The 21,675-nt window shown below is 57.6% G+C and carries 21 protein-coding genes and 1 pseudogene; 17 read left to right on the top strand and 5 right to left on the bottom strand.

The window, feature by feature from the left end:
• Positions 1-185: 185 nt before the first annotated feature.
• Both CPH17_RS11755 and mscL read left to right on the top strand, forming a co-directional pair.
• Positions 186-629 carry a universal stress protein gene (locus CPH17_RS11755; protein ID WP_074394735.1) on the top strand — a complete coding sequence of 148 codons (444 nt, stop codon included), beginning with the start codon at positions 186-188 and terminating at the stop codon, positions 627-629.
• 181 nt (positions 630-810) lie between these two features.
• A complete protein-coding gene (gene mscL, locus CPH17_RS11750) occupies positions 811-1,302 on the top strand; it encodes a large-conductance mechanosensitive channel protein MscL (protein WP_074394736.1) in 492 nt (163 codons plus the stop codon).
• Between the two features lie 62 nt (positions 1,303-1,364).
• Here the strand turns inward: mscL and CPH17_RS11745 are convergent, their stop codons facing one another.
• The 4 genes and pseudogenes from CPH17_RS11745 to hemC all read right to left on the bottom strand — a co-directional run bounded on the left by CPH17_RS11745 (position 1,365) and on the right by hemC (position 5,874).
• Positions 1,365-2,624 (bottom strand): heme biosynthesis HemY N-terminal domain-containing protein, encoded by a 1,260-nt coding sequence (locus tag CPH17_RS11745; protein ID WP_074394737.1) that lies wholly within the window; start codon positions 2,622-2,624, stop codon positions 1,365-1,367.
• Positions 2,621-4,138, bottom strand: coding sequence for a uroporphyrinogen-III C-methyltransferase (locus tag CPH17_RS11740; RefSeq protein WP_074394738.1), 1,518 nt, complete (start codon positions 4,136-4,138; stop codon positions 2,621-2,623). Before CPH17_RS11740 ends, CPH17_RS11745 begins: the two co-directional genes overlap by 4 nt.
• Positions 4,139-4,154: 16 nt before the next feature.
• Positions 4,155-4,933, bottom strand: a pseudogene (locus CPH17_RS11735) (uroporphyrinogen-III synthase).
• Complete coding sequence (gene hemC, locus CPH17_RS11730) at positions 4,930-5,874, bottom strand: hydroxymethylbilane synthase (protein WP_074394739.1); 945 nt, start codon at positions 5,872-5,874, stop codon at positions 4,930-4,932. Before hemC ends, CPH17_RS11735 begins: the two are co-directional and overlap by 4 nt.
• A 139-nt stretch (positions 5,875-6,013) precedes the next feature.
• On the opposite strand from hemC, the gene CPH17_RS11725 reads away from it, so the two are divergent.
• From CPH17_RS11725 to CPH17_RS11690, 8 genes are all read left to right on the top strand, one after another.
• Positions 6,014-8,065: a putative bifunctional diguanylate cyclase/phosphodiesterase gene (locus CPH17_RS11725; protein ID WP_074394740.1), complete on the top strand. Its 2,052-nt coding sequence runs from the start codon at positions 6,014-6,016 to the stop codon at positions 8,063-8,065.
• Positions 8,066-8,169: 104 nt separating this feature from the next.
• Positions 8,170-9,576, top strand: a complete 1,407-nt coding sequence (argH, locus tag CPH17_RS11720) for an argininosuccinate lyase (protein ID WP_074394741.1) — start codon at positions 8,170-8,172, stop codon at positions 9,574-9,576.
• Positions 9,573-9,683, top strand: coding sequence for an LPS translocon maturation chaperone LptM (gene lptM, locus CPH17_RS11715; RefSeq protein ID WP_082925969.1), 111 nt, complete (start codon positions 9,573-9,575; stop codon positions 9,681-9,683). The genes argH and lptM overlap by 4 nt, the downstream gene beginning before the upstream one ends.
• Complete coding sequence (gene lysA / locus CPH17_RS11710) at positions 9,684-10,955, top strand: diaminopimelate decarboxylase (RefSeq protein ID WP_074394742.1); 1,272 nt, start codon at positions 9,684-9,686, stop codon at positions 10,953-10,955.
• Positions 10,955-11,788 (top strand): diaminopimelate epimerase, encoded by an 834-nt coding sequence (gene dapF / locus CPH17_RS11705; protein ID WP_074394743.1) that lies wholly within the window; start codon positions 10,955-10,957, stop codon positions 11,786-11,788. Before lysA ends, dapF begins: the two co-directional genes overlap by 1 nt.
• A 66-nt stretch (positions 11,789-11,854) precedes the next feature.
• Positions 11,855-12,565: a DUF484 family protein gene (locus tag CPH17_RS11700; RefSeq protein WP_074394744.1), complete on the top strand. Its 711-nt coding sequence runs from the start codon at positions 11,855-11,857 to the stop codon at positions 12,563-12,565.
• Positions 12,558-13,469 carry a tyrosine recombinase XerC gene (locus CPH17_RS11695; RefSeq protein ID WP_074394745.1) on the top strand — a complete coding sequence of 304 codons (912 nt, stop codon included), beginning with the start codon at positions 12,558-12,560 and terminating at the stop codon, positions 13,467-13,469. Before CPH17_RS11700 ends, CPH17_RS11695 begins: the two co-directional genes overlap by 8 nt.
• On the top strand, positions 13,466-14,203 hold the full coding sequence (locus tag CPH17_RS11690; RefSeq protein WP_074394746.1) for an HAD family hydrolase: 738 nt from the start codon (positions 13,466-13,468) through the stop codon (positions 14,201-14,203). The genes CPH17_RS11695 and CPH17_RS11690 overlap by 4 nt, the downstream gene beginning before the upstream one ends.
• Here CPH17_RS11690 and yihA read toward each other — a convergent pair.
• On the bottom strand, positions 14,197-14,832 hold the full coding sequence (gene yihA / locus CPH17_RS11685) for a ribosome biogenesis GTP-binding protein YihA/YsxC (protein WP_074394747.1): 636 nt from the start codon (positions 14,830-14,832) through the stop codon (positions 14,197-14,199). The two genes, CPH17_RS11690 and yihA, sit on opposite strands and share 7 nt — an antisense overlap.
• Before the next feature lie 218 nt (positions 14,833-15,050).
• On the opposite strand from yihA, the gene CPH17_RS11680 reads away from it, so the two are divergent.
• From CPH17_RS11680 to thiD, 7 genes are all read left to right on the top strand, one after another.
• The gene (locus CPH17_RS11680) at positions 15,051-15,671 is read left to right on the top strand and encodes a c-type cytochrome (RefSeq protein ID WP_074394748.1); all 621 of its coding nucleotides are present in this window, start codon (positions 15,051-15,053) and stop codon (positions 15,669-15,671) included.
• A 109-nt stretch (positions 15,672-15,780) separates the two neighbouring features.
• Complete coding sequence (locus CPH17_RS11675) at positions 15,781-16,413, top strand: thiol:disulfide interchange protein DsbA/DsbL (protein ID WP_074394749.1); 633 nt, start codon at positions 15,781-15,783, stop codon at positions 16,411-16,413.
• A gap of 35 nt (positions 16,414-16,448) precedes the next feature.
• The gene (locus CPH17_RS11670; protein ID WP_074394750.1) at positions 16,449-17,255 is read left to right on the top strand and encodes an endonuclease/exonuclease/phosphatase family protein; all 807 of its coding nucleotides are present in this window, start codon (positions 16,449-16,451) and stop codon (positions 17,253-17,255) included.
• 102 nt (positions 17,256-17,357) lie between these two features.
• Entirely contained in the window at positions 17,358-17,918 is a 561-nt protein-coding gene (locus CPH17_RS11665; protein WP_074394751.1) for a TRAP transporter small permease subunit, read from the top strand.
• Positions 17,918-19,324 carry a TRAP transporter large permease gene (locus CPH17_RS11660; RefSeq protein ID WP_074394752.1) on the top strand — a complete coding sequence of 469 codons (1,407 nt, stop codon included), beginning with the start codon at positions 17,918-17,920 and terminating at the stop codon, positions 19,322-19,324. Before CPH17_RS11665 ends, CPH17_RS11660 begins: the two co-directional genes overlap by 1 nt.
• A 177-nt stretch (positions 19,325-19,501) precedes the next feature.
• Positions 19,502-20,614 (top strand): TRAP transporter substrate-binding protein, encoded by a 1,113-nt coding sequence (locus CPH17_RS11655; RefSeq protein ID WP_074394753.1) that lies wholly within the window; start codon positions 19,502-19,504, stop codon positions 20,612-20,614.
• 121 nt (positions 20,615-20,735) lie between these two features.
• Positions 20,736-21,566, top strand: a complete 831-nt coding sequence (gene thiD / locus CPH17_RS11650; protein ID WP_074394754.1) for a bifunctional hydroxymethylpyrimidine kinase/phosphomethylpyrimidine kinase — start codon at positions 20,736-20,738, stop codon at positions 21,564-21,566.
• Positions 21,567-21,675: the final 109 nt, after the last annotated feature.

Here is a 21,675-nt window from a genome sequence, read left to right as displayed (position 1 = left end):
AACAATATTGGTTTTATCATTTTGTTGGCAGCAGGCTATTTATCGTTGGATGGCAAGACAACGCCGCTGTTGCGTCAGATTCACTTGCTGGTCTTATCATACAATTTTTCGACCGTTAGCGATGAAATGCTGTCTAGCGAAAAAACGTACTGACAAAACAAACCTACTAAGAAGGTAATTTCATTATGTATAACCGTATTCTCGTTCCCATTGATGGTTCGGAAAATGCAAAGCAAGCACTATCCGTCGCTTGCAGGCTGTTGGGCCAAAACGATGCAACGCTTTATTTGCTGCATATACCCCAAGCGCTGGCCTACGAGGCTACCTTGGTATGGGGGGTAGGCGCACTTAATGCTGAAACCTCCCTTGACGAACGCCGGAAGGCAGGCGAGCAGTTACTTGAGCAAGCGCTCGCGTCAGCGCGCGAGCAAGGTGCTCAGCAGGCTGAAAAGCATCTTGTACAAGGTGACCCGGTGAGAGTGATTTTGGATACTGCCAACGAACTGAGAGTCGATACGATTGTTATGGGAAGCCGTGGCCTAAGCGATTTGGCTGGTGTCATGATTGGCAGCGTTTCCCACAAGGTAAGCCATTCCGCGAAGTGTCGGGTCATCACCGTCAGCCAGTAGGGCCATGCTGGTATTAAGCCAACAGCTCTCCTGCATATTGAAGTGTGCCTGAGTCCACGCCACCGCTTGGTGCTTTGTTCATGCACCAGGAAAAAATTGCGTTTAATGAAATAAACGTTGATAAATTCGCTGGATGAGGTAGTTGTGACGGCCTGAATGGGCATTTTTAAAGGGCATCGCAATGGCAAAGATTTTCAAGGAATTCCGTGAGTTTGCTGTGAGAGGCAACGTCGTGGATATGGCCGTGGGTATTATCATTGGCGGGGCATTTACACTGATCGTGCAAAGCCTGGTGGCCGACGTGATGAATCCGCTAATCGGTTTGCTGGTGGGCGGTATTGATTTTTCGAACCTGTTTATTGTTCTGCGCGAGGGGGTTACCGATGGCCCTTATGCAACGCTTGCCGAGGCCCAGGCCGCGGGGGCCGTGACCTTGAACGTCGGGCTATTTGTCAACGCGGTGGTCAGTTTTACGATTGTTGCTTTTGTGGTGTTTCTACTGGTGCGTACCATCAATCGCTTAAAACGTGAAGAAGCAGTGGCGCCAGCAAGCCCTACGGAGCAGCCCTGCCCTTATTGCTTGATGATCGTGCCCATCAAGGCAACGCGCTGCGGTCATTGCACGGCGATGTTGCCGGGGAGTGACGCCGCTGGGCACCAGGCAGACAGCTGAGCGTTTTACAAGCCATAAAAAAGGTGCCGGGGGGCACCTTTTTTAGTGGCAACGGGCCGTCACTAAGCGCGCTTGGCGGCTTTTTTGTCGCCCGGCTGGCTGTCGCTTGCATCGCTGGGTTGGGGTAGCGAAGGCAGCGATTTCGCCAGCATTTCCACGCTGTGGCGGTAGTAAAGCTGGCTCTTGTTATGCTCGCCTAGGCTTGCATAGAGGCGGGCAAGTTCGGCACACACCACGCCGCTGGGGCGCTGGCGCTGGCTGGCCTCAAAGTACTCTTGTGCTTTGGTCCATTTGCCGGTGCGTAGCGACAGTCGACCGCAGGCAAGCAGCAACTCAGGGTCGTTGGGCCGCTCCTGAAGCCACTTTTCGGCCTTGGCAAGCTGGCGCCCTGGATCAACATTCAACAGCCCATAGCGTTTCACAAGGCGGGCATCCCAGTGGTGGTCGAGGGAATGGTTGAGTAACCGCTCGGCAATGGTGTCTTCGTTGGCCTGCAGCAGTGCTTCGGTGTAAAGCACGATGAGCTCGGTCTTGCCGCGCAGGTAGTCGGGCATGTCGGCCCATAGGCTGCGTACGCGTTCGATATCGCTGGGGTTTTTGGCCTCGAAGATAATCAATTCGCGATAGGCCTTAAACTCAAGCTCCTCGCGTTCCTGCGGTGAAATCAGCTTTTGCGCCGCTAAACGGGGGATCAATCGACGTAGCCCTTCCCAGTCGTTGACGCTCAGGTACACCTGTTTAAGCAGCTTGAGCACCTGCGGGTGATTGGAAAGTTGCTTATCCAGTCGGTTAAGAATCGCAAGCGCTTCTTCGGGCTGTTGGCGGTCGATTAATAGCTGGGCTTGCATTAAGCCAATTGCCGTATCGGCGCCCTCGGTGGTCAGTTGGGCCTGATTGATGTGTTCCTGCGACTGGGTATAGCGTCCTTGGTAGTGTGCCGCCAAGGCAGCCGATAGGTAGTTGACCAGCGGGGTGCTGGAGTCGTCGGCGGCTTTGACCAGGGTTTTTTCGGCGCGCTTCCAGCGTCCTTCGGTCATGGCCACTAGGCCGCGAACGGTACGTTTCATGGCGCGACGGTTGCGGGCGCGGCTATTCCAGGTGCGAAAACGGCCGACCGGGCGAATCATGCCGCTTAGCAGACGCAGCACAAAATGCACCACCAGGAAGGCGGCTAACAGCAGTACCAGACCGAACCAAAAGGACGTTTGTACGGAGGTATCGCCGACGCGGATCAACCAATAGCCGGGTACCGACATCATCAGGTGTCCGAACAGCGCGCCAATGGCGAGCCCGGCAACAATTAGCAGGATGAGCTTTCTCATGACTCACCTCCCTCTTGTTGACGCGACTCGTGACGGTTCTCGATAAACTCCGCCATGGCCTGTTGTGAGGCGCTGATATCCGGCAGTTCGGGTTCAACGGTCACCTCTTTGAGCTCTTCAAGGCGTTCGATAACCCGCTGGGCTTCTTCGCGAGAGGTATCGTAGTAGCCATCGATCAGATCTAACGCCTTATCGATACTTGCTTCATAGAGCGACTGCTCTTCTTTGAGCAGGGCTAACTGTGACTGTTCGAGGATCAAGCGTAGGCTTTGGCGCAGATAAGACTCTTGTTCCGGCGTGACGAGCGCTTCAAGGGCTTCGTCATGGTGACGGATCATTACCAAGTCTTTCAGCTCTTCGCCTAAGCGAGCCAGCTGGCGTTGGAAGGTGCCCGTGGGAGGTTCTTCAATGCTCGATGTGACGGCACTCTCTTCCACGTCTTGGGAAAGCCGCAATCCAGCCACGCGCTCTTGCTGGGCATTGAGAGCCAGGTAAACCCCGGTGCGGTCCAGGCGGGGAACGGCGTCAAGCGCGGCCAGCTCGTTGGCGATTTCACGCCGAACGGGGGTCAGCGCGGGATTATCGGCATCTACTAAGCGTGCATCGGCAGTGCGCAGCAGTGCAGCGGCACCTTCAACGTCACCCTCTAACTGTAAACGTTGATTGGCAAGGCGCAGCAAATAGGCGGCCTCGGCATGCAGCCAGTCACGCTCATCGGTTTCCTGCTCTTGAGAGAGCTGGTCCAGTACGTCGTCAAGGGTGTCGTCGACGTTGCTACGGTAGTCGGTGAACTCATCGCGCAGGTCGCTCACGGTGTTATCGAGCGCTTGCTCGCGCTCGGCTTCGCCGCTTTCAAGCTGTGAGGCAAGGTCGTCGACGGACTGCTGTGAGGCGCTGCTTTCGGCGCGCTCGGTGAGCTCATTGAGGCGTTGCTGCTGGGCTTCCAAACGCAGCCAGCCCTGCCAAGCGATCACGCCCACGGCGATGGCCAGTAACACCACCAGGACTATCGCGAAACCGCCTTTCCCCTTGCCGCCGCCAGTGGTCGTGGTGGTTTGGGGGGGAGGGCTTTGCTTGCTGCCCGATGAGGACGTTGAGGATGAAGCCGCTGCACTGTTGGAAGACTTATCCTGTGTGGAGGACGTCGTCTTGGGCTTGCTGGCAGGTGGAGTAGTTTTCGTCCCATTGCTTGACTGGCTCGCCGTTGATTCGTTTTGCTGGGCGGAGCTTGTGGGCGTACTTTGTTTTTTTGCCTGTGTTGTGTCCTGGGCCGCGTTTTTGGCGCTTTTTTGACGTCGCCGTGAGCGCTGGCCATTGGATGAGGAAGCAGGCGTCTGCGGCGACGTTGAGGCGGACGTTTCTGTCGTGGGGCTGGAATCGTCGCCCCTACTATCAGAGGGGCTGGTAGCCGGGGAATCGGTCGTGGAAGATGACGGCGGGGTCGCCTTGTGCTCATCGACGTTATTCGCCGCGTTTTTCTGGGTGTCGTCCTGATCGCTTGTTTGTTTGCTCATCTGTCGCTAGCCCTTGTTAAGTTCCTTGATCGACATCGGCACCCGCTGGGTCTAGGTCCGAGCCAACGCGGCGATTAACGCCGGTGGTGTGGCTCCTGACGCCACGATGGGGGCACAAAACCCCAGTCTTTCAGCCAGTGTAGCCAAACGGCGACTGGAAACGATTAGCGGTTGGTTCAACGCTGCCGGTTGGCACCATTTTGCCAGATGTTCTAAGAGTTCGCCGCTGGTGACGATCAACGCCCGGTAATTGCCTGCGGCAAGACGGGCTTGCATGGGTCCCGTGGGTGCCAGCAAGCGGCGTCGATACACGGCCAAGGGCGTTACCCGGGCGCCCCGCTCGGCAAGCGTATCGGCCAGCAGCGAACGCCCGCCTTCCCCTGCCACGATTAGGACGCGTTGTTGGCTTAGCGCTTGAAGCGAAGCTAGACGAAGCAGGGATTCGCTGGTGTCCTCGCCATCGCTCGACGGTGGAACATGTACCCGAACCCCTAGCTGTTCGTAAAGCATCGCCGCAGTACTTTGCCCCACGCTGTAGTAGTCAATGCCAATCGGTAACTGTGGCCAGTAGCGATCAAGCGCCTCGCTCAAACAGTCAGCCGCAAAGGGGCTGATGACGACTATCTTATGGTACTGATCAATATCTAGCCAAACTTGGCGCATGGCGGCGTCTTCAGGCAACGCCTGGAGCTGCATCACGTCAAGCACTTCAACGTTGCTGCCCTCGCGGCGCAGCGCTTCGGCAAGGGCCGCCCCGCGTGACCCCGGGCGGGTGATAAGCACCGGTAGCGTCATACGTTGTTGCCGTACACCTCGGCCAAAATCTTACCTGCCCCTTGATCCAGCAGTTCTTCGGCAATTCGGATACCCAGCGCTTCTGGCTCATGCATTGAACCGCTACCTTCCGCGCGAAGCACCTCAGTGCCTTCCGGGTTGCCCACAAGGCCGCGTAGCCACATCGTTTCGTGCTCGAGGTTAAGCACCGCATGGCCGGCAATGGGCACCTGGCAGCCGCCTTCAAGGCGCGTATTCATCGCTCTTTCCGCGCGAACGCGTGTTGCGGTATCAGCATCGTCTAACGGCGCTAGGAGTGCAATTAATTCAGGATCATGAAGACGGCATTCAATGCCCAGTGCGCCCTGACCGCAGGCAGGTAAGCATATTTCAGGTGGCAGGGCTTGAGTAATGCGGGCGTCAAGGCCTAGCCGTTTGAGGCCCGAGGTCGCCAGGATAATCGCATCGAATTCGCCGCTATCCAGCTTGCCCAGACGGGTTTGCACATTGCCGCGCAGGTTCAGGATGCTGAGGTCGGGTCGTGCCTCACGCATCTGCAGGCCACGGCGTAGGCTGGCTGTACCCACGCGCGCGCCTTCCGGTAGCTCGTCTATACTGTGGTAATGGTTTGAGACAAACGCATCGGTGGGGTCGGCGCCTTCTAAAATTACCGACAGGCCCAAGCCTTCGGGAAAATGCATGGGCACGTCTTTCATGGAATGAACGGCAATATCGGCACGCCCATCCAGCATGGCGTCTTCCAGTTCTTTAACAAATAATCCCTTGCCGCCAATTTTGGAGAGTGGCGTGTCGGTGATCTTGTCACCCTTGGTTGATAGTGGCACAAGCTCCACCTCAAGCCCGCTGTGCACCGCCATCAGGCGGTCGCGAACATGCTCTGCTTGCCACATCGCCAGTTGGCTTTTCCGCGTGGCGATGCGTAATTTGGTGATAGATGCCACGTTATTCTCCTTATTGCCGCTTACACGGCGCGTCAAACTATGATAATTCTCATCATAAAGCACCCGGCGACACAGTAAAAATAGCCAACGCCGTAGGCGGCCTTATATGCGCCCCACGTTGCTTACCCTAGGATACCCTATGACGCCCGCCGCACCGCATGGACAGCTGGATCAGTTTTTCTTGCTCTCTCATGATTTATTTTGTTGCATCGACCTGGAAGGGCGGTTGCTGCAGGTAAACCCTGCTTTTGAGACCCTACTGGGGTATTCAGCCGACGCGTTGTTGGGCAAGCGATGCGGCAAGGTGATTGATGAGCGTGACCATGGCGTCATTGAGGCAATGCTTGAGCGCTTAACTCAGGGGCAGGAGGTTGCCACCTTCGAAGTGCGGGCGCGTTCGGCCTCGCAGGTGCTGCACTGGCTGGAGGTCGCCCCGTCCCTGGGCGAGGGGGTTGTTTACGTGGTGGCACGGGTGGTGACGGATCGCAACGCCACTGAACATCAGTTAAAACTGTTGGAACGAAGCGTTCAGTCAAGCACCAACGGCATGATGATCGTGGATGCGGTACATGCCGACCTGCCTATTGTATATGTTAATACTGCCTTTGAGCGAATCACCGGCTTTAGTCGCGCCGAGGCGCTGGGCCGTAACTGTCGGTTTTTACAAGGCGAGGGCACCGATCCCAACACAATCAAACAGCTTCGTCAGGGCATAGCGGCCGAGTCCGAAGTGCATGTTGTGATTCGCAATTACCGGCGTAGCGGCGCGCCGTTTTGGAACGACCTTTACATCTCCCCAGTGCGTGATGAGATGGGTCAATTGACCCATTTTATTGGCGTACAAAACGATATTTCCGAGCAGCGCGAGTACCAAGCTCAGCTTGCGTATAACGCTAGTCACGATGCCCTCACAGGGCTACCGAATCGCATGCTGTTGACGCAACGCCTAGAGCAAGGGTGCTTGGTAGCGCGCCGCTATAAGCGCCATATGGCGGTTCTATTTATCGACTTGGATGACTTTAAGCCCATCAACGATACCCTCGGGCACGATGTAGGCGACTTCATCCTGGTGGAGGTCGCCAAGCGGCTGGAGGAGGAACTGCGCCCCTGGGATACCGTGGCCCGCTTCGGTGGCGATGAATTCGTGGTGCTGCTGCCGGATCTGGCCGCCCCAAATGATGTCATTCAGGTGGTGGAGCGGATCCTCAAGCGTCTAGCGACTCCCTACTGGCAGCGCGGCAGTGAATTGCGAATTACCGCGAGTATCGGCGTGGCGATCAACGATGGCTCGATCAGCGACCCGCCCCAGCTCATTCAACAGGCCGATTTGGCGATGTTCAAAGCCAAGCGGCGCGGGCGTAATACCTGTCAATGGTATACCGAGGATCTCAACCGCAAAGTCAGCGAGCGGGTTAGCCTGCGTAACTCGCTGCAGCAAGCGATTGAGCAGCAGCAGTTTGAGCTTTATTTTCAGCCGCAAATGCATGGGCCCAGCGGTAAGGTGGTGGGCGTGGAAGCGCTGATCCGCTGGTCGCTCCCCGAGCGCGGTTTCGTTCCGCCGGGCGATTTTATTGGCCTGGCAGAAGACACCGGGCAAATCATCCCGATTAGTGACTGGGTACTCGACACCGCCTGCCGCGTCGCCAAACAGCTCAATGAGCTGGGCCTTGGGCGCATTACCATGGCAGTGAACGTCTCGCCGATGCATTTCCAACGCCCGGGCTTTCTGGAAACGATTGAACGAGTGCTGGAGGAAAGCGGCCTGGCCCCGGACCTGCTTGAGCTTGAGCTGACCGAAGGCGTGCTGATGGATAGCGCGGAGCAGGCCATTCAAGCCCTGCAGAACATACGGCAGTTGGGCGTGCACATCGCGTTGGATGATTTTGGCACCGGTTTTTCTAGCCTGAGTTACCTGAAGCGCCTGCCCATTAACAGAATCAAAATTGACCGTTCATTTGTGCGGGATGTGATTACCGATCGCTACGATGCTGCCATTATTGACGGCGTTGTTGCCATGGCGGGAAAAATGGGGCTAGAGGTGCTGGTCGAGGGCGTGGAAACCGCTGATCAGTTTGCCTATCTTGCTCAACACCAGTGTGACTATTTTCAAGGCTACTACTTCGCTTACCCCATGCCATTAAACGTTCTGCTGGCTTTTTTAGCGTCACCCCCTGCGGTGACTACACCATAGGCTTGGATGCCATCGTTATAAAAACGGCGTGCCGCTCCCCACGGCGACTCTGTTACACTTTCCGCTATCGACTTTAATTGTTTTGTCAGCAGGATATGCCTCCGATGAGCCAAGCTACGAACCAGTCTTGGGGCGGTCGCTTCAGCGAGCCCACCGACGCCTTTGTTGAACGCTTTACCGCGTCCGTCAATTTTGATCAGCGCCTGGCGCGCCAGGATATCCAGGGCTCTATTGCCCACGCGACCATGCTGGCCCGCGTCGGTGTACTCACCGATGACGAACGCGACGCCATTATTAATGGCCTGAGTGAGATTAAAGGCGAGATCGAGCGTGGCGAGTTTGAATGGTCGGTGCCGCTGGAAGACGTGCACATGAACATCGAAGCGCGGCTGACAGACAAAATCGGCATTACCGGCAAAAAGCTGCACACTGGCCGTTCGCGCAATGACCAGGTGGCCACCGACATTCGCCTGTTCATGCGCGACGAAATCGATGTGATTGAAGCCGAACTGATCCGCCTGCGTGAGGGCATGATTGAGCTTGCCGACCGCGAGGCCGAGACCATCATGCCGGGCTTTACCCACTTGCAAACTGCCCAGCCGGTAACCTTTGGCCACCATCTGCTTGCCTGGCATGAGATGATCGCCCGCGATCACGAGCGCTTGCTGGACTGCCGCAAGCGCATCAACGTGATGCCGCTGGGCGCCGCCGCGTTGGCTGGCACCACCTACCCGATCGACCGCCATGTCACGGCAGAACTGTTGGGCTTTGATCGCCCGGCGGAAAATTCGTTGGACGCGGTCTCCGATCGTGACTTCGCCATCGAATTCACCAGCTTTGCCAGCATCCTGCTGATGCACCTGTCGCGCATGAGTGAAGAGCTGGTGCTGTGGACCAGCGCCCAGTTTGACTTCATCGACCTGCCCGACCGCTTCTGCACTGGCTCGTCGATCATGCCGCAAAAGAAAAACCCAGACGTGCCCGAGTTGGTGCGCGGCAAGACGGGCCGCGTGTATGGCCACCTGATGAGCCTGCTGACGCTGATGAAGTCCCAGCCGCTGGCCTACAACAAAGATAACCAGGAAGATAAAGAGCCACTGTTTGATGCTGTGGACACCGTGCGTGACTGCTTGAAAGCCTTTGCCGATATGGTGCCCGCCATCGAGCCCAAAAAAGCCAGCATGTTCGAAGCGGCGCGCAAGGGCTTTTCCACGGCCACTGACTTGGCCGACTACCTGGTGCGCAAGGGTGTGGCCTTTCGTGATGCCCATGAAATCGTCGGCCAGTCAGTGGCCTACGGCCTAAAGACTGAAAAAGACCTGTCAGAAATGACGCTTGATGAACTCAAGCAGTTCTCGGCGACCATTGAGCAGGACGTGTTCGAGGTGTTGACGCTTGAAGGCTCTGTGGCCGCGCGTAATCACATCGGCGGTACCGCCCCCGACCAGGTGCGCGCTGCTGCCCAACGCGCCCGTGAAGCCTTGGCGTCGGTGAAGGAGAATACACAATGAAAAAAATCGCCTTACTCGCCGTGGTCGCGCTGCTGCTCGTGGGTTGCGGGCAAAAGGGGCCGCTCTATCTGCCCGATGACGATAATGTCGATCAGCAGGAGGGTTAAGTGGATCATTTTAACGACCGTGACGGCCTGCTTTTCGCTGAGGATGTCCCGCTTGACCGTATCGCCGAAACCTACGGCACGCCATGTTACGTCTATTCAAAAGCGACGTTAACGCGCCATTTTCGCGCCTACACCGAAGCGCTGGGCAGCCACCCGCATTTGATTTGTTACGCGGTGAAGGCCAACTCCAATATCGCCGTGCTGGGGCTTTTAGCCAAGCTTGGGGCGGGTTTCGATATTGTCTCGCTGGGCGAGCTTGAGCGTGTACTCAAGGCCGGAGGTGATCCGGCTAAAGTGGTGTTTTCCGGGGTCGCCAAGCAGCCCCAGGAAATGGCCCGTGCGCTTGAGGTGGGCATCAAATGCTTCAACGTCGAATCACGCCCCGAACTTGAGCGGCTTAACGCTGTGGCGGGCGAGCTGGGCAAGGTGGCGCCGGTGTCGTTGCGGGTCAATCCCGATGTGGATGCCGGCACCCATCCGTATATTTCCACCGGCCTTAAAGACAACAAGTTCGGTATTCCCGTTGATGACGCCCTGGCGGTCTACGAACTGGCGGCGAGCCTGCCCAACCTCAAGGTCAAGGGCCTGGATTGCCATATTGGTTCGCAGCTCACCGAAACCGCGCCATTTCTGGACGCCCTGGAGCGGTTGCTGGTGCTCATGGAGCGACTGCGCGAGCGCGGCATTGAGATCGACCATCTGGACCTGGGCGGCGGTCTTGGCGTGCCCTACCGCGATGAAACGCCGCCCCACCCGTTTGACTACGCCAGCCAATTGCTTAACCGGCTATCGCGCTGGGAAGGCGGCGGGCAACTGACATTGTTGTTCGAACCGGGTCGTTCGATTGCCGCCAACGCCGGGGTGATGCTGACCCGCGTAGAGTTTTTAAAGCCCGGCGAAACCAAGAGCTTTGCCATCGTTGACGCCGCCATGAACGACTTGATTCGCCCGGCGCTTTATCAGGCGTGGCAGGCCATTGTGCCGGTGGACACGCGCCATCAGCGCGAAACTGCCACCTACGACGTTGTGGGCCCGGTGTGTGAAACGGGGGACTTCCTCGGCCAAGAGCGCGAATTGGCGATTGCGGCGGGCGATTTGCTTGCCGTGCGTTCCGCCGGTGCCTACGGGTTTGTCATGGCCTCCAACTACAACAGCCGCCCGCGCCCCGCCGAAGTGATGGTGGACGGTGAGCACTGTCACCTGGTGCGTGCCCGTGAAACGCTGGAAAGCTTGTGGGCCGGCGAAGCGCTGCTGCCCGAAGGAGCCTACTAATGCTGTTGCACTTCACCAAAATGCACGGTTTGGGCAACGACTTTATGGTGGTCGACTTGGTCACCCAGCGGGCTAGTCTGCGCAATGAGCAAATCCGTCAGTTGGCGGATCGGCGCTTTGGTGTCGGCTTTGATCAACTGCTAGTGGTGGAGCCGCCCCGCGACCCAGATATGGACTTTCGTTACCGGATTTACAACGCCGACGGCAGCGAAGTCGAAAACTGCGGTAACGGCGCACGCTGTTTTGCGCGCTTTGTGCGCGAGCAGCGCCTGACCCACAAGCATGAAATCTGTGTGGAAACCGCGGGTGGCCCGCTGGTGTTGAATGTACAGCACGACGGTATGGTGCGAGTCGACATGGGCCAGCCGCGTTTTAACCCGGCGACTGTGCCGTTCGACGCGCCTGGTGATCAACCGTTACACGACGTTGAGGTAGACGGGGAAACGCTGGCGATGAGTGTTGTATCGATGGGCAATCCTCACGCGGTGATACAGGTTGAAAGCGTTGATGCCGCGCCGGTGGCGCGCCTCGGTCCGTTGATTGAAGCGCATCCGCGCTTCCCCAGCCGAGTGAACGTAGGCTTTATGCAGGTGCTGTCCGCCAGTGAAATTCGTCTGCGGGTATTTGAACGCGGCAGTGGTGAAACGCTAGCCTGTGGGACGGGTGCCTGCGCCGCAGTCGCCAGCGGTATTCGCCAGGGGATATTAAAAAGCCCGGTACGGGTGCATTTGCTTGGCGGTGAACTAAGCATCGAGTGGCCGTCACCCGAGTCACCGTTGATCATGGTAGGCCCGGCAACCCGTGTTTTCGACGGCCGGGTGGTGATTAACTAAGCTGCCACAGCGCTTGCTAACCGGCGATAAAGCGAACAGTCTTTCATTAACCCAAGGAGAACGGCGATGTCTCAAGCCCCCGAACCTCGCAAAACGCTCGACCCGGATCAAGTCGCGTTTTGGCTGGCTCGTCATCCCGATTTTTTTGTGGGTCGGGAAGGGTTATTGCAGCAATTGCAAGTTCCCCATCCGCATATCGACGGGGCGGTGTCGCTGCTTGAACGGTTAGTGATCGATTTACGCCAACGCGCTGAAACCGCCGAAGGGCGTCTTGAACATTTGCTGGAAACCGCCCGCCATAACGAGGCCCAGTACCGCCGGCTGCGCGAAACACTGCTGGCGCTGGTGGAAGCCGATACCCGTGATGCTCTGGCCCAGGCGCTGGCCACGCAGCTTAGTGAGCGCTTCAACACACCCGCCATGGCGCTATGGTGCCCCGCCACCTTGAGCGATAGCGAACCCTCGCCGCCGCAGCCGCCGCGCCACGTTCTGGACCAGCACGCGGGCGCACGACTGTCGGCGCTGCTGGATGGGCGCACAAGCCGTTGCGCCAAGCTCAGCGTGAGCGACTGGAAGTGTTTATTGCCCCACATCAAGGCACCTCGTAAAGCAGGCTCGTGCGCGATCTCCCGGCTTTCGGCGGGTGAACCGTTGGGCTATCTGCTGCTCGCAAGCCCCGATGCGGAGCAGTACCGCGCCAGCATGGATACGCTGTTTACCGAGTATCTGGGCGACATCGTCGCGCGGCTGCTGATTCGCCTAACCCCGCATGAATGACACCGCAGTACGCCATTACGCGGAGGCGTTTCTGGCCTCGCTGGCGCGCCACTCAAGCCCGGCGACCGTTGCCGCGTATCGTCAGGATATCGCCTCGCTCGTGGCATTTATTGATCGCCAAGCGGATGAGGCGCCTGGGCTATTTGATCAGCACTTATTGCGTGCGTTTCTGGGTGCGGAGCGACGCCGGGGACTCGCGCCGCGCAGCTTAGCGAGGCGACGGGCGGCGCTATCGCGCTTCGCCGGTTACTTGGTGACGCAAGGGGTCATCGACGATAATCCGCTGGACTTGGTGCGTACCCCCAAGCAACCCAAACACCTACCCCGCCCGGTGGATGTGGATACGCTGGCGCGCTTTCTGGATACGCCACACGATGACTCGCCATTGGCGCGTCGTGATCAGGCGATGCTGGAGCTGCTGTATTCAAGTGGGCTACGCTTGGCGGAGCTAGCCGGGCTAGACATCGACGCCTTGCAGGAGCGCCGCGTGCGCGTGCTGGGTAAGGGCGGCAAGCCGCGTCAAGTGCCAGTGGGCCGCCGAGCCCAGCAGGCGCTGGCGGCGTGGCTGAGTGCTCGGCCGAGTCTGGCGCGTGACGATGAAGCGGCGCTGTTTGTCGGCCAGCGCGGTGCACGCCTAGGCCACCGGGCGATCCAAAAGCGCTTGGCGCAGCTTTCCATCGAGCGGGGGTTGCCCGAACACTTGCATCCCCATCGACTGCGCCACTCATTTGCCAGCCATTTGCTGGAATCTAGCCAGGACCTGCGCGCGGTGCAGGAGTTGCTTGGCCATGCCAACCTGTCGACCACCCAGGTCTATACGCGGCTTGACTGGCAACACTTGGCGACCAGCTACGATGCCGCGCATCCTCGGGCGAAACGCCGCCCCTCACGGAGCGAGCCATGACCCCTCTCAAGGCGATTACCTTCGATTTAGATGATACGTTATGGGATAACAGCGGCGTGATGGCACGCACGGAAACCGGGCATTACGGCTGGTTGCTGGAAGCCCTTGAGACGTGGTTGGCCGAGCGCCGCTGGTCACCCGTGGTGTTACGCTTTGAAGACGGGTTACAGGACTACCTAAAGCGCCGCCAGCAGTTGGCGGTTGAGGTGCCCGAGCGGCGCGGAGACTTCACCTGGTTGCGTTTGCGCGCACTGGAAGGCCAGTTAGAAGCCCAGGGCCTGCCGCGCAGTGCTGCCCAGCTGTGGGCGGCAGCGGCAATGAACGAATTCCATCGCCTGCGCGTGCAGGTGACGCCCCACCCAGAGGCCGCCGAGCTATTGGCAGCCTTGAGGCAACGCTATCAGCTAGCGGCAATTACCAACGGCAATATCCATCTCAAACGCCAACCTTTAGCCAGCTACTTTCATGTGGCGATTGCTGCCGGCGAGCTTTTGACCCCTAAGCCCGACCCTTCGGCGTTTCTCACCGCACTGGCACGTCTTAACGTCGCGCCGCAAAACGCCATGCACGTGGGCGATTCGTGGGAAGAAGACATAGTACCGGCACAGCGGCTGGGTATGCAGGCGGTGTGGGTTAGCGAGACGCGCTTTGATGCGTTGCCTGAGGGTATCCACCAGATTGCACATATCAAGGAGCTGCCGGGTGTGCTGGCAACGCTCAACGCCTCTTATTGAGGCGTTTGCAGCCATTGATCCAGGCGTTGAGCCAGAGTATCGACGCCATCGCGCTTGAGCGACGAAAACAGCTGAACCGATACCAGGTCCTCCCACTCTTTCAGGCGTGAACGCACCTTCTGCAGCGCTGCATTGGCGGGGCCTTTCTTAAGCTTATCGGCTTTGGTAAGTAGAATATGCACCGGCATGTCGCGCTGATCGGCAAACTCAAGCATCATTTGGTCAAACTCGGTGAGCGGGTGGCGTACATCCATTAGCAGCACTAATCCGCGGAGGCTGAAGCGGCCGCGCAGATAGTCAGACATGTGCTGCTGCCACTCCAACTTGACGGTTTCGGGCACTTTGGCGTAACCGTAGCCAGGCAGGTCGACCAAGCGACAGGCCTCGTTGTTCATTAGGCTAAAAAAGTTGATCAACTGGGTGCGCCCCGGTGTGCGCGAAGTACGGGCAAGCGCTTTCTGCTGGGTGAGCGCATTGATTGCGCTGGACTTTCCCGCGTTCGAGCGTCCTGCAAACGCCACTTCGGCGCCGCTATCGTCCGGGCAGAGGGCAAGCGTGGGTGCGCTGATCATAAACTGTGCGGTGGGGTAATTAAGTCGCACAGCTGGACTATCATGGTAGGAAGGCATGGCATTGATCCTGACAAACAAAGATAAAAAACAAGAAATAAGGTGGCCATGAATGCGCGATGACATTTCTGCTATTCGGGGGGCTTCGCTATACTGCACGCAGATGGGTGTCTGTGACCTAAGGGTAGTGTACCACTGTGCTCTGCCGGGCAGCGACCAACGCATCAGCTTGTGCGTCGTGCGTGGTCTTCGATAATACTAACCATAATGGGATTGCGATGAGAACGTTACTGGCAAGCTTGGCCATTATCTTGGGTGCCGTGGGAACCGCCACAGCGAATCCTCGAGCAGATGCCGATGCGTCTGCTGGTGAATCCCTGGCACAGCCCTGTGCGGCTTGCCATGGGCAAGCCGGCATTAGTTCTACGGGTACGTTTCCACATTTGGCGGGTCAACAAATGTCCTACCTCGCCAAGCAAATCATGGATATTCGTGATGGCCACCGTGAAGTGCCGCAAATGGAGGGCCAGGTGGATGACTATGAAGACCAGGACGCCTGGGACGTTGCGGCATTTTACGCCGAGCAGGAGCCTCATTTAGGCCAGGCCGAGGATGATGCCGAACTGCTGGCCCGTGGTGAAGCGCTATATCGGGCAGGTGATCAAGAAAAAGGCATTCCTGCCTGTAGCGCTTGCCACACCCCTACCGGTGGGGGAATTGGCAGCGCGGCTTACCCGGCGCTCTCGGGGCTGCAAACCGATTATACGATTAGCGCCCTGCAAGATTTTGCCGCTGGTGATCGGGATAACGACCCCAATGGTGTGATGCGCGACATCGCTACGAAAATGAACGATGACGATATGCAAGCGATTGCGAATTATCTGCTTGGTTTGAATTAAACGGCCACCCTCAATAAGCTCATGGTTTTCATCGTTTGTATGGTCAAGCGCGGAACCCCAACTGAGCGTTGGGGTCATACTGATCGCTTTCCCACGGAGAATAGTCACTATGTTGAAAACATTGATGGTCGCGGTTGCTGGATTGGGTTTGTCGGCTGCGGTCGGTGCCCAGGAGTTGGTTGAAGGCGAGCAATACGAAGCCCTTGAGGAGCCGGTAGAGACCCAGGTAGAGGACGGGCAAATCGAAGTGCTTGAGGTTTTTTGGTTCGGCTGCCCGCATTGTTATGGCCTGCAACCCCACGTTAACGAGTGGTATGAAGCCCTTGATGACGACGTGACGATTGAAAAGATGCCCGCGACCATGGGTGGCGATTGGAACACTCATGCCAATGCGTTCTATGCCGCTAAAGAGTTAGGTATCGAGGAAGACCTACACGCTGACTTCTTTGACGCGATTCACCAAGACGAGCGTTCGCTGACAGAGGAAGATGATATCGCCGCTTTCTTCTCCGATTATGGTGTCAGTGAAGATGAAGCCAAAGAAGCGCTAACGGCGTTCAACGTACGTAGCAACGTGAATAAGGCCAATAGCCGTATGCGCGATATGCGCTTGATGGGCGTACCCGCAATTGTGGTCGATGGCCAATATGTCGTCACACCGAGCAGCGCCGGTAGCCTGGAAAACATGCCCAGCGTCGCCGATGATCTGGTCGAGAAAGTGCGTGAAGCGCGCGATGAGTAACGCCGTTTAACGCCGTATTCGGCATGGGATTTAGCATGAGTGAGTTGGAGGCTCGTAAGCCGTTGCTAAGCAGCGGCCATTTGCGTCTGTTAACGTTTAATCTCCAGGTAGGCATCCAAACCTCGGCGTACCATCATTACGTGACGCGCAGCTGGCAGCATTTTTTGCCCCATCCCCGCCGGTTGCAGCGACTGGAGCTGATGGCCGAGGTGATGGGCAAGTTTGATGTGGTCGGGCTACAAGAAGTTGATGGCGGCAGCTTTCGCTCAAGCCGCATCAACCAAGTTGAATACCTGGCCACTAAAGCGGGCTTGCCTCACCATTTTCAGCAACTCAATCGCAATCTGGGGCGCATTGCCCAGCATAGCAATGGACTGTTGTCGCGGTTGGTTCCCAGTCAAGTAGAGGAGCACCGCTTGCCGGGCGCGATGCCCGGGCGCGGTGCTATTCATGCTCGCTTTGGAGAGGGGCCGGATGCACTGCATATTTTTGTCGCGCATTTGGCGCTGAGTCACCGCGGGCGTGTGCGGCAGTTGAATTACCTTAGCGATATTATTCAGCCGCTGCGCCATGTGGTGGTGATGGGGGATTTGAACTGCACGCCGGACCAACTTCACGCCCACGAGCGCTTCAATGACTCGCTGCCGCTACACCCAGTGAAGCCCCTGCTTAGCTACCCTTCCTGGCAGCCACGGCGCGCACTGGATCATATTCTGCTTTCCCAATCTCTTGAGGTGGCGGACGTGCAGGTGTTGGATCACCTGTTCTCTGATCACCTGCCGATTGCCGTTGATTTGCCGCTACCCGAGGCGTGTTTGGCGGCGATTCGCTCAAGCGTTTAATAATAAGCACATCTGGCTGCGCGCGGCCGCTGCATTGTCTGCGTATATGCGCTATTGTCTGGGTCGCTGACTCCCCTTAGCCGTATTACGCGAGACACCTCCATGTCGGACACAACACAAATACCTGCGTTTATTGGTGCGCTGGACCGCGCTTCAGAGTGGTTCGGGCGCACCCTTGCGTGGCTGATCATCATTATGATGTTAATTCAGTTCGCGATTGTACTACTCCGCTATGCCTTCAGCGTGAACAGCATTTTTATGCAAGAGCTGGTGATGTACATGCATGCCAGCGTCTTTATGCTCGCTGCCGCCTATACCTTTCGCCACGATGGCCATGTGCGGGTCGATATCTTTTATCGAGGCATGTCGCCGCGCCGCCAAGCATTAATCAATATCGCCGGTATTATAACGCTACTGATGCCGGTGATGATCTTCGTCATCGCCTCCAGTCTGGGTTACGTGGCCAACTCCTGGCGCATCATGGAAACCTCTTCAGATCACGGTGGTATTCCGGCCGTCTTCGTACTGAAAACCTTAATACCGCTGTTTGCATTGTTAATGATCGTGCAAGGCGCGATTGAGATTGTACGGAATGGCTACGTGTTGGCTGGCCGAATAGCGCCGCCTGCCAAGGATGATAACCATCTTGAGGAGCGCGTTTGATGCTCGAGTTCATGCCGATTATTTTATTTGCCGCCATCTGCATTGTGTTGATGTTCGGTTTCCCCGTCGCGCTTTCATTGGCGGGCACAGCGCTATTATTTGCCGGGATGGGGCTTGGCCTGGAAGCGATGGGCATCGATGCCAACTTCGATAGTGGCTATCTTGCCGCCTTGCCTAACCGGCTCTACGGCATTATGACCAACCAAACCCTGTTGGCAGTGCCACTGTTTGTACTCATGGGCGTGTTGCTTGAGAAATCTAAAGTGGCGGAAACGCTGCTCGATGCCATGGCGTTGCTGTTTGGTGCCATGCGCGGCGGTTTGGGCATTTCGGTAACGCTGGTGGGCATGCTGATGGCCGCTTCCACCGGCATCGTGGGGGCCACTGTGGTTACCATGGGCTTGATGTCACTGCCTACCATGCTGAAACGTGGCTACAGCACCTCGCTCGCGACGGGCACCATCTGCGCCACCGGTACGCTGGGGCAAATTATTCCGCCTTCTATCGCGCTAGTATTGCTCGGTGATGTGTTGTCATCGGCGTATCAGCAAGCCCAGTTGGATATGGGCATTTTTAGCCCCAAGACGGTATCGGTGGGCGATCTGTTCATGGGCGCGCTGGTGCCAGGGTTACTCCTGGTCGTGATGTACATGATTTACGTAGCGCTCGTGGCGTGGCTGCGTCCCAGTATGGCGCCTGCGGCGGATCGAAAGGAATTGATGGAGGAGCTTGGCCACACCACGGGGCTGGGCATGCTGCTGCTCAAAGGTTTGGTGCCGCCAGTGGTGCTGATTGTGGCAGTGCTGGGGTCGATTTTGAGCGGCTTTGCCACGCCCACCGAGGCTTCGGCGGTCGGTGCGTTTGGTGCTCTAGTGTTGGCACTGGCCTACCGCCAGCTCGACATGGCCACCTTAAAGGATGTACTGCGCTCGACGACCAACGTCACTACCATGGTGTTTCTGATTCTGATCGGCGCGGCGCTGTTCTCGCTGGTCTTCAGGGCCTACGGTGGCGAGCACATGGTCACGGAGCTATTCGAGGGCATGCCTGGCGGCGTAGTGGGCGCAACGATTATCGTGATGCTGGTGATCTTTCTACTCGGCTTCATTCTCGACTTTATCGAAATCACCTTTGTGGTGGTGCCCATTGTCGGGCCGATTTTACTTGCCATGGGCCTCGATCCGATTTGGCTGGGTATTATGATCGCGATTAATCTGCAAACGTCCTTCCTGACGCCGCCATTTGGTTTTGCACTGTTTTATCTGCGCGGAGTGGCACCCCCGTCGGTGTCCACCTCAGCGATTTATCTCGGCGTTATTCCGTTTATTCTGATGCAGCTGGGCATGTTGCTCCTACTGGCGTTCTTTCCCCAGTTGGCGACGTGGCTGCCCACGCAGTTTGGCTAACCGATGATAGGTTGAAACGCGGTGCTGCTATCAACGCAAGTAAGTGGCAGTCTTACCATCATTATTAAAACAACCGATTGATTTTGCAGTAAGCCGCCCAGTGCTGGGGTCGTACCCGGCGCTGGGCGGTGTTTTCCCTACCCATAAAAGAAATAATAGAAAGTAGAGGGTTCTTGCATGAAAGCTAAAACGCTTCCCGTCGCCATTGCCATGACGACCGCTATGTCCGCCAGTTTGCTGGTGGTTTCAAGTATCGATAACCACGCCCAGGCGCAAGAAGAGGAATTTCGTTGGAAAATGGTCACCTCCTGGCCGAAAAACTTCCCAGGTGTGGGCCAAGGCCCTGAACGTCTCGCGGAGCTGGTTGATGAAATGTCGAATGGCCGCTTAACCATCGAAGTGTTTGGTGCTGGTCAACTGGTGCCGGGGTTTGAGGTATTTGACGCCGTTTCCGACGGCACCGCCGAGTTGGGTCACTCCGCTTCCTATTACTGGAAAGGTAAAGCCCCGGCAGCCCAGTTCTTTGCTGCCGTACCGTTTGGCATGAATGCTCAGGAAATGAACGCCTGGCTGCACTTTGGCGGCGGCATGGAGTTGTGGAACGAGCTTTACGATGAATTCGGCGTCGACGTATTGGTGGCGGGTGCCTCAGGCGTGCAAATGGGCGGCTGGTACAACAAAGAGATCAATTCGGTTGATGATCTCGATGGCCTGAAAATGCGCATGCCCGGTCTGGGTGGTGAAGTGATGAACCGCATGGGGGTGGCGATCGTTAATATGCCGGGCGGCGAGATTTTCACGTCGCTACAGTCGGGTGCGATTGATGCGACCGAGTGGATTGGCCCGTATAACGATCTGGCCTTTGGACTGCACCAGGCGGCGGATTACTACTACTACCCGGGCTGGCACGAGCCGACCGTGATGTTCGAAGCCATCGTCAATGAAGAGGCGATGGCCGAACTGCCCGCGGACCTGCAGGCGATCCTGACGACGGCCATACGCGACGTCAATGCCAACGTGCTGGATGAGTATACGGCACGTAACAATGATGCGCTGGAAACGCTGGTCAACGAGCATGAGGTTGAGCTGCGCCGCATTCCTGACGACGTGCTGGCCCAGGCGCGCGAGCATTCGGAAGATGTCATCGCGGAACTGGCAGAATCCAGCGAGCTGGCGACACGGATCTACGAGTCCTACCGGGCTTTCCAGGATAAGGTCGAGGATTACCACGCGATCTCTGAGCAGGCTTACTACAACGCTCGTAACCCCGAAGGCGATAACGCGCAATAACGCGAGTATTAGCGCGCAATGCTATGGCCGCCTACGGGCGGCCATTTGCGTGTTTGGGGCAGCACAAAAGGCTCAGCTTGGGTATCCTAGATGAATATTGATTACTTTGCCGAGGGGCACCATGTCTACCGATACCCGCTTGCGTAATGTGCTTACCATTGCTGGCTCCGACCCGTCAGGTGGCGCTGGGCTGCAGGGTGATTTGAAAACCTTCTCGGCACTTGGTGTCTACGGCACGAATGTGATCACCGCAGTGATCGCCCAGAATACCTGCGGCGTGGCCTCGGTATACCCGGTGTCGCCCCAGGTGATTCGCGAGCAGTTGGAAAACTTGCTCGACGATGTCGAGATCGATGCGGTCAAGATTGGCATGGTCGCCAGTCGCGACGTGGCTGAGGTGATCGCCGACGTGCTGCGTCGGTGTCGGCCGCGTTGGATCGTCCTCGACCCGGTGATGGTGGCCAAAAGCGGCGATATTCTGGTCGATAATGACGGCATCCGCGCGGTGCGCGATATCCTCGTGCCGCTGGCGGACGTGATTACCCCCAACCTGCCCGAAGCTGCGGTGCTGCTTGACGCATCATCGCCCACCGGTCTGGATGAAATGGAGGCAATGCTGCCTGGCCTAACGCAGCTTGGCGCGCCTTATGTGGTACTCAAAGGGGGTCATCTGCGTGGCGAGACCTGCCCTGACTTGCTGGCGACCCCCAGCGAGCACCGCTGGTTGCCCGCATCGCGTATTGACACCGAGAATTTGCACGGCACCGGCTGTGCGCTGTCGTCGGCGATTGCCGCCTGCCTGGCCAAGCTCCCGCCAGATGCTGAGACAGATGCGCCGGTCGCCGCCATTGCTGAGGCCAAACAGTGGCTGCATGCTGGCCTGGAAGCCAGCGTAAGGCTGAATGTGGGTCACGGGCGCGGCCCGGTGCACCACTTTCACGCTTGGTGGTAAGCACCCCAGCGCTTCCAGCCAGTTAATGCGGCTTGCCTGGCTTGCGCAATAGGCCATTGCGCACCATGCTGAAGGGTGTTCGCTTGCAGGCTGGCTAAACAAGGCTGAG

Source organism: Halomonas sp. hl-4, from assembly GCF_900215475.1.
GTDB lineage: Bacteria > Pseudomonadota > Gammaproteobacteria > Pseudomonadales > Halomonadaceae > Vreelandella.
The sequence above is the reverse complement of the archived record's forward strand: the minus strand, read 5'-3'. Positions and strand labels throughout refer to the sequence as shown.

Coding starts and splice junctions, on each gene's coding strand:
- CPH17_RS11755 (WP_074394735.1), top strand. CDS start 186: ATGTATAACCGTATTCTCGTTCCCATTGATGGTTCGGAAAATGCAAAG.
- mscL (WP_074394736.1), top strand. CDS start 811: ATGGCAAAGATTTTCAAGGAATTCCGTGAGTTTGCTGTGAGAGGCAAC.
- CPH17_RS11745 (WP_074394737.1), bottom strand. CDS start 2,624: ATGAGAAAGCTCATCCTGCTAATTGTTGCCGGGCTCGCCATTGGCGCG.
- CPH17_RS11740 (WP_074394738.1), bottom strand. CDS start 4,138: ATGAGCAAACAAACAAGCGATCAGGACGACACCCAGAAAAACGCGGCG.
- CPH17_RS11725 (WP_074394740.1), top strand. CDS start 6,014: ATGACGCCCGCCGCACCGCATGGACAGCTGGATCAGTTTTTCTTGCTC.
- argH (WP_074394741.1), top strand. CDS start 8,170: ATGAGCCAAGCTACGAACCAGTCTTGGGGCGGTCGCTTCAGCGAGCCC.
- lptM (WP_082925969.1), top strand. CDS start 9,573: ATGAAAAAAATCGCCTTACTCGCCGTGGTCGCGCTGCTGCTCGTGGGT.
- dapF (WP_074394743.1), top strand. CDS start 10,955: ATGCTGTTGCACTTCACCAAAATGCACGGTTTGGGCAACGACTTTATG.
- CPH17_RS11700 (WP_074394744.1), top strand. CDS start 11,855: ATGTCTCAAGCCCCCGAACCTCGCAAAACGCTCGACCCGGATCAAGTC.
- CPH17_RS11695 (WP_074394745.1), top strand. CDS start 12,558: ATGAATGACACCGCAGTACGCCATTACGCGGAGGCGTTTCTGGCCTCG.
- CPH17_RS11690 (WP_074394746.1), top strand. CDS start 13,466: ATGACCCCTCTCAAGGCGATTACCTTCGATTTAGATGATACGTTATGG.
- yihA (WP_074394747.1), bottom strand. CDS start 14,832: ATGCCTTCCTACCATGATAGTCCAGCTGTGCGACTTAATTACCCCACC.
- CPH17_RS11680 (WP_074394748.1), top strand. CDS start 15,051: ATGAGAACGTTACTGGCAAGCTTGGCCATTATCTTGGGTGCCGTGGGA.
- CPH17_RS11675 (WP_074394749.1), top strand. CDS start 15,781: ATGTTGAAAACATTGATGGTCGCGGTTGCTGGATTGGGTTTGTCGGCT.
- CPH17_RS11670 (WP_074394750.1), top strand. CDS start 16,449: ATGAGTGAGTTGGAGGCTCGTAAGCCGTTGCTAAGCAGCGGCCATTTG.
- CPH17_RS11665 (WP_074394751.1), top strand. CDS start 17,358: ATGTCGGACACAACACAAATACCTGCGTTTATTGGTGCGCTGGACCGC.
- CPH17_RS11660 (WP_074394752.1), top strand. CDS start 17,918: ATGCTCGAGTTCATGCCGATTATTTTATTTGCCGCCATCTGCATTGTG.
- CPH17_RS11655 (WP_074394753.1), top strand. CDS start 19,502: ATGAAAGCTAAAACGCTTCCCGTCGCCATTGCCATGACGACCGCTATG.
- thiD (WP_074394754.1), top strand. CDS start 20,736: ATGTCTACCGATACCCGCTTGCGTAATGTGCTTACCATTGCTGGCTCC.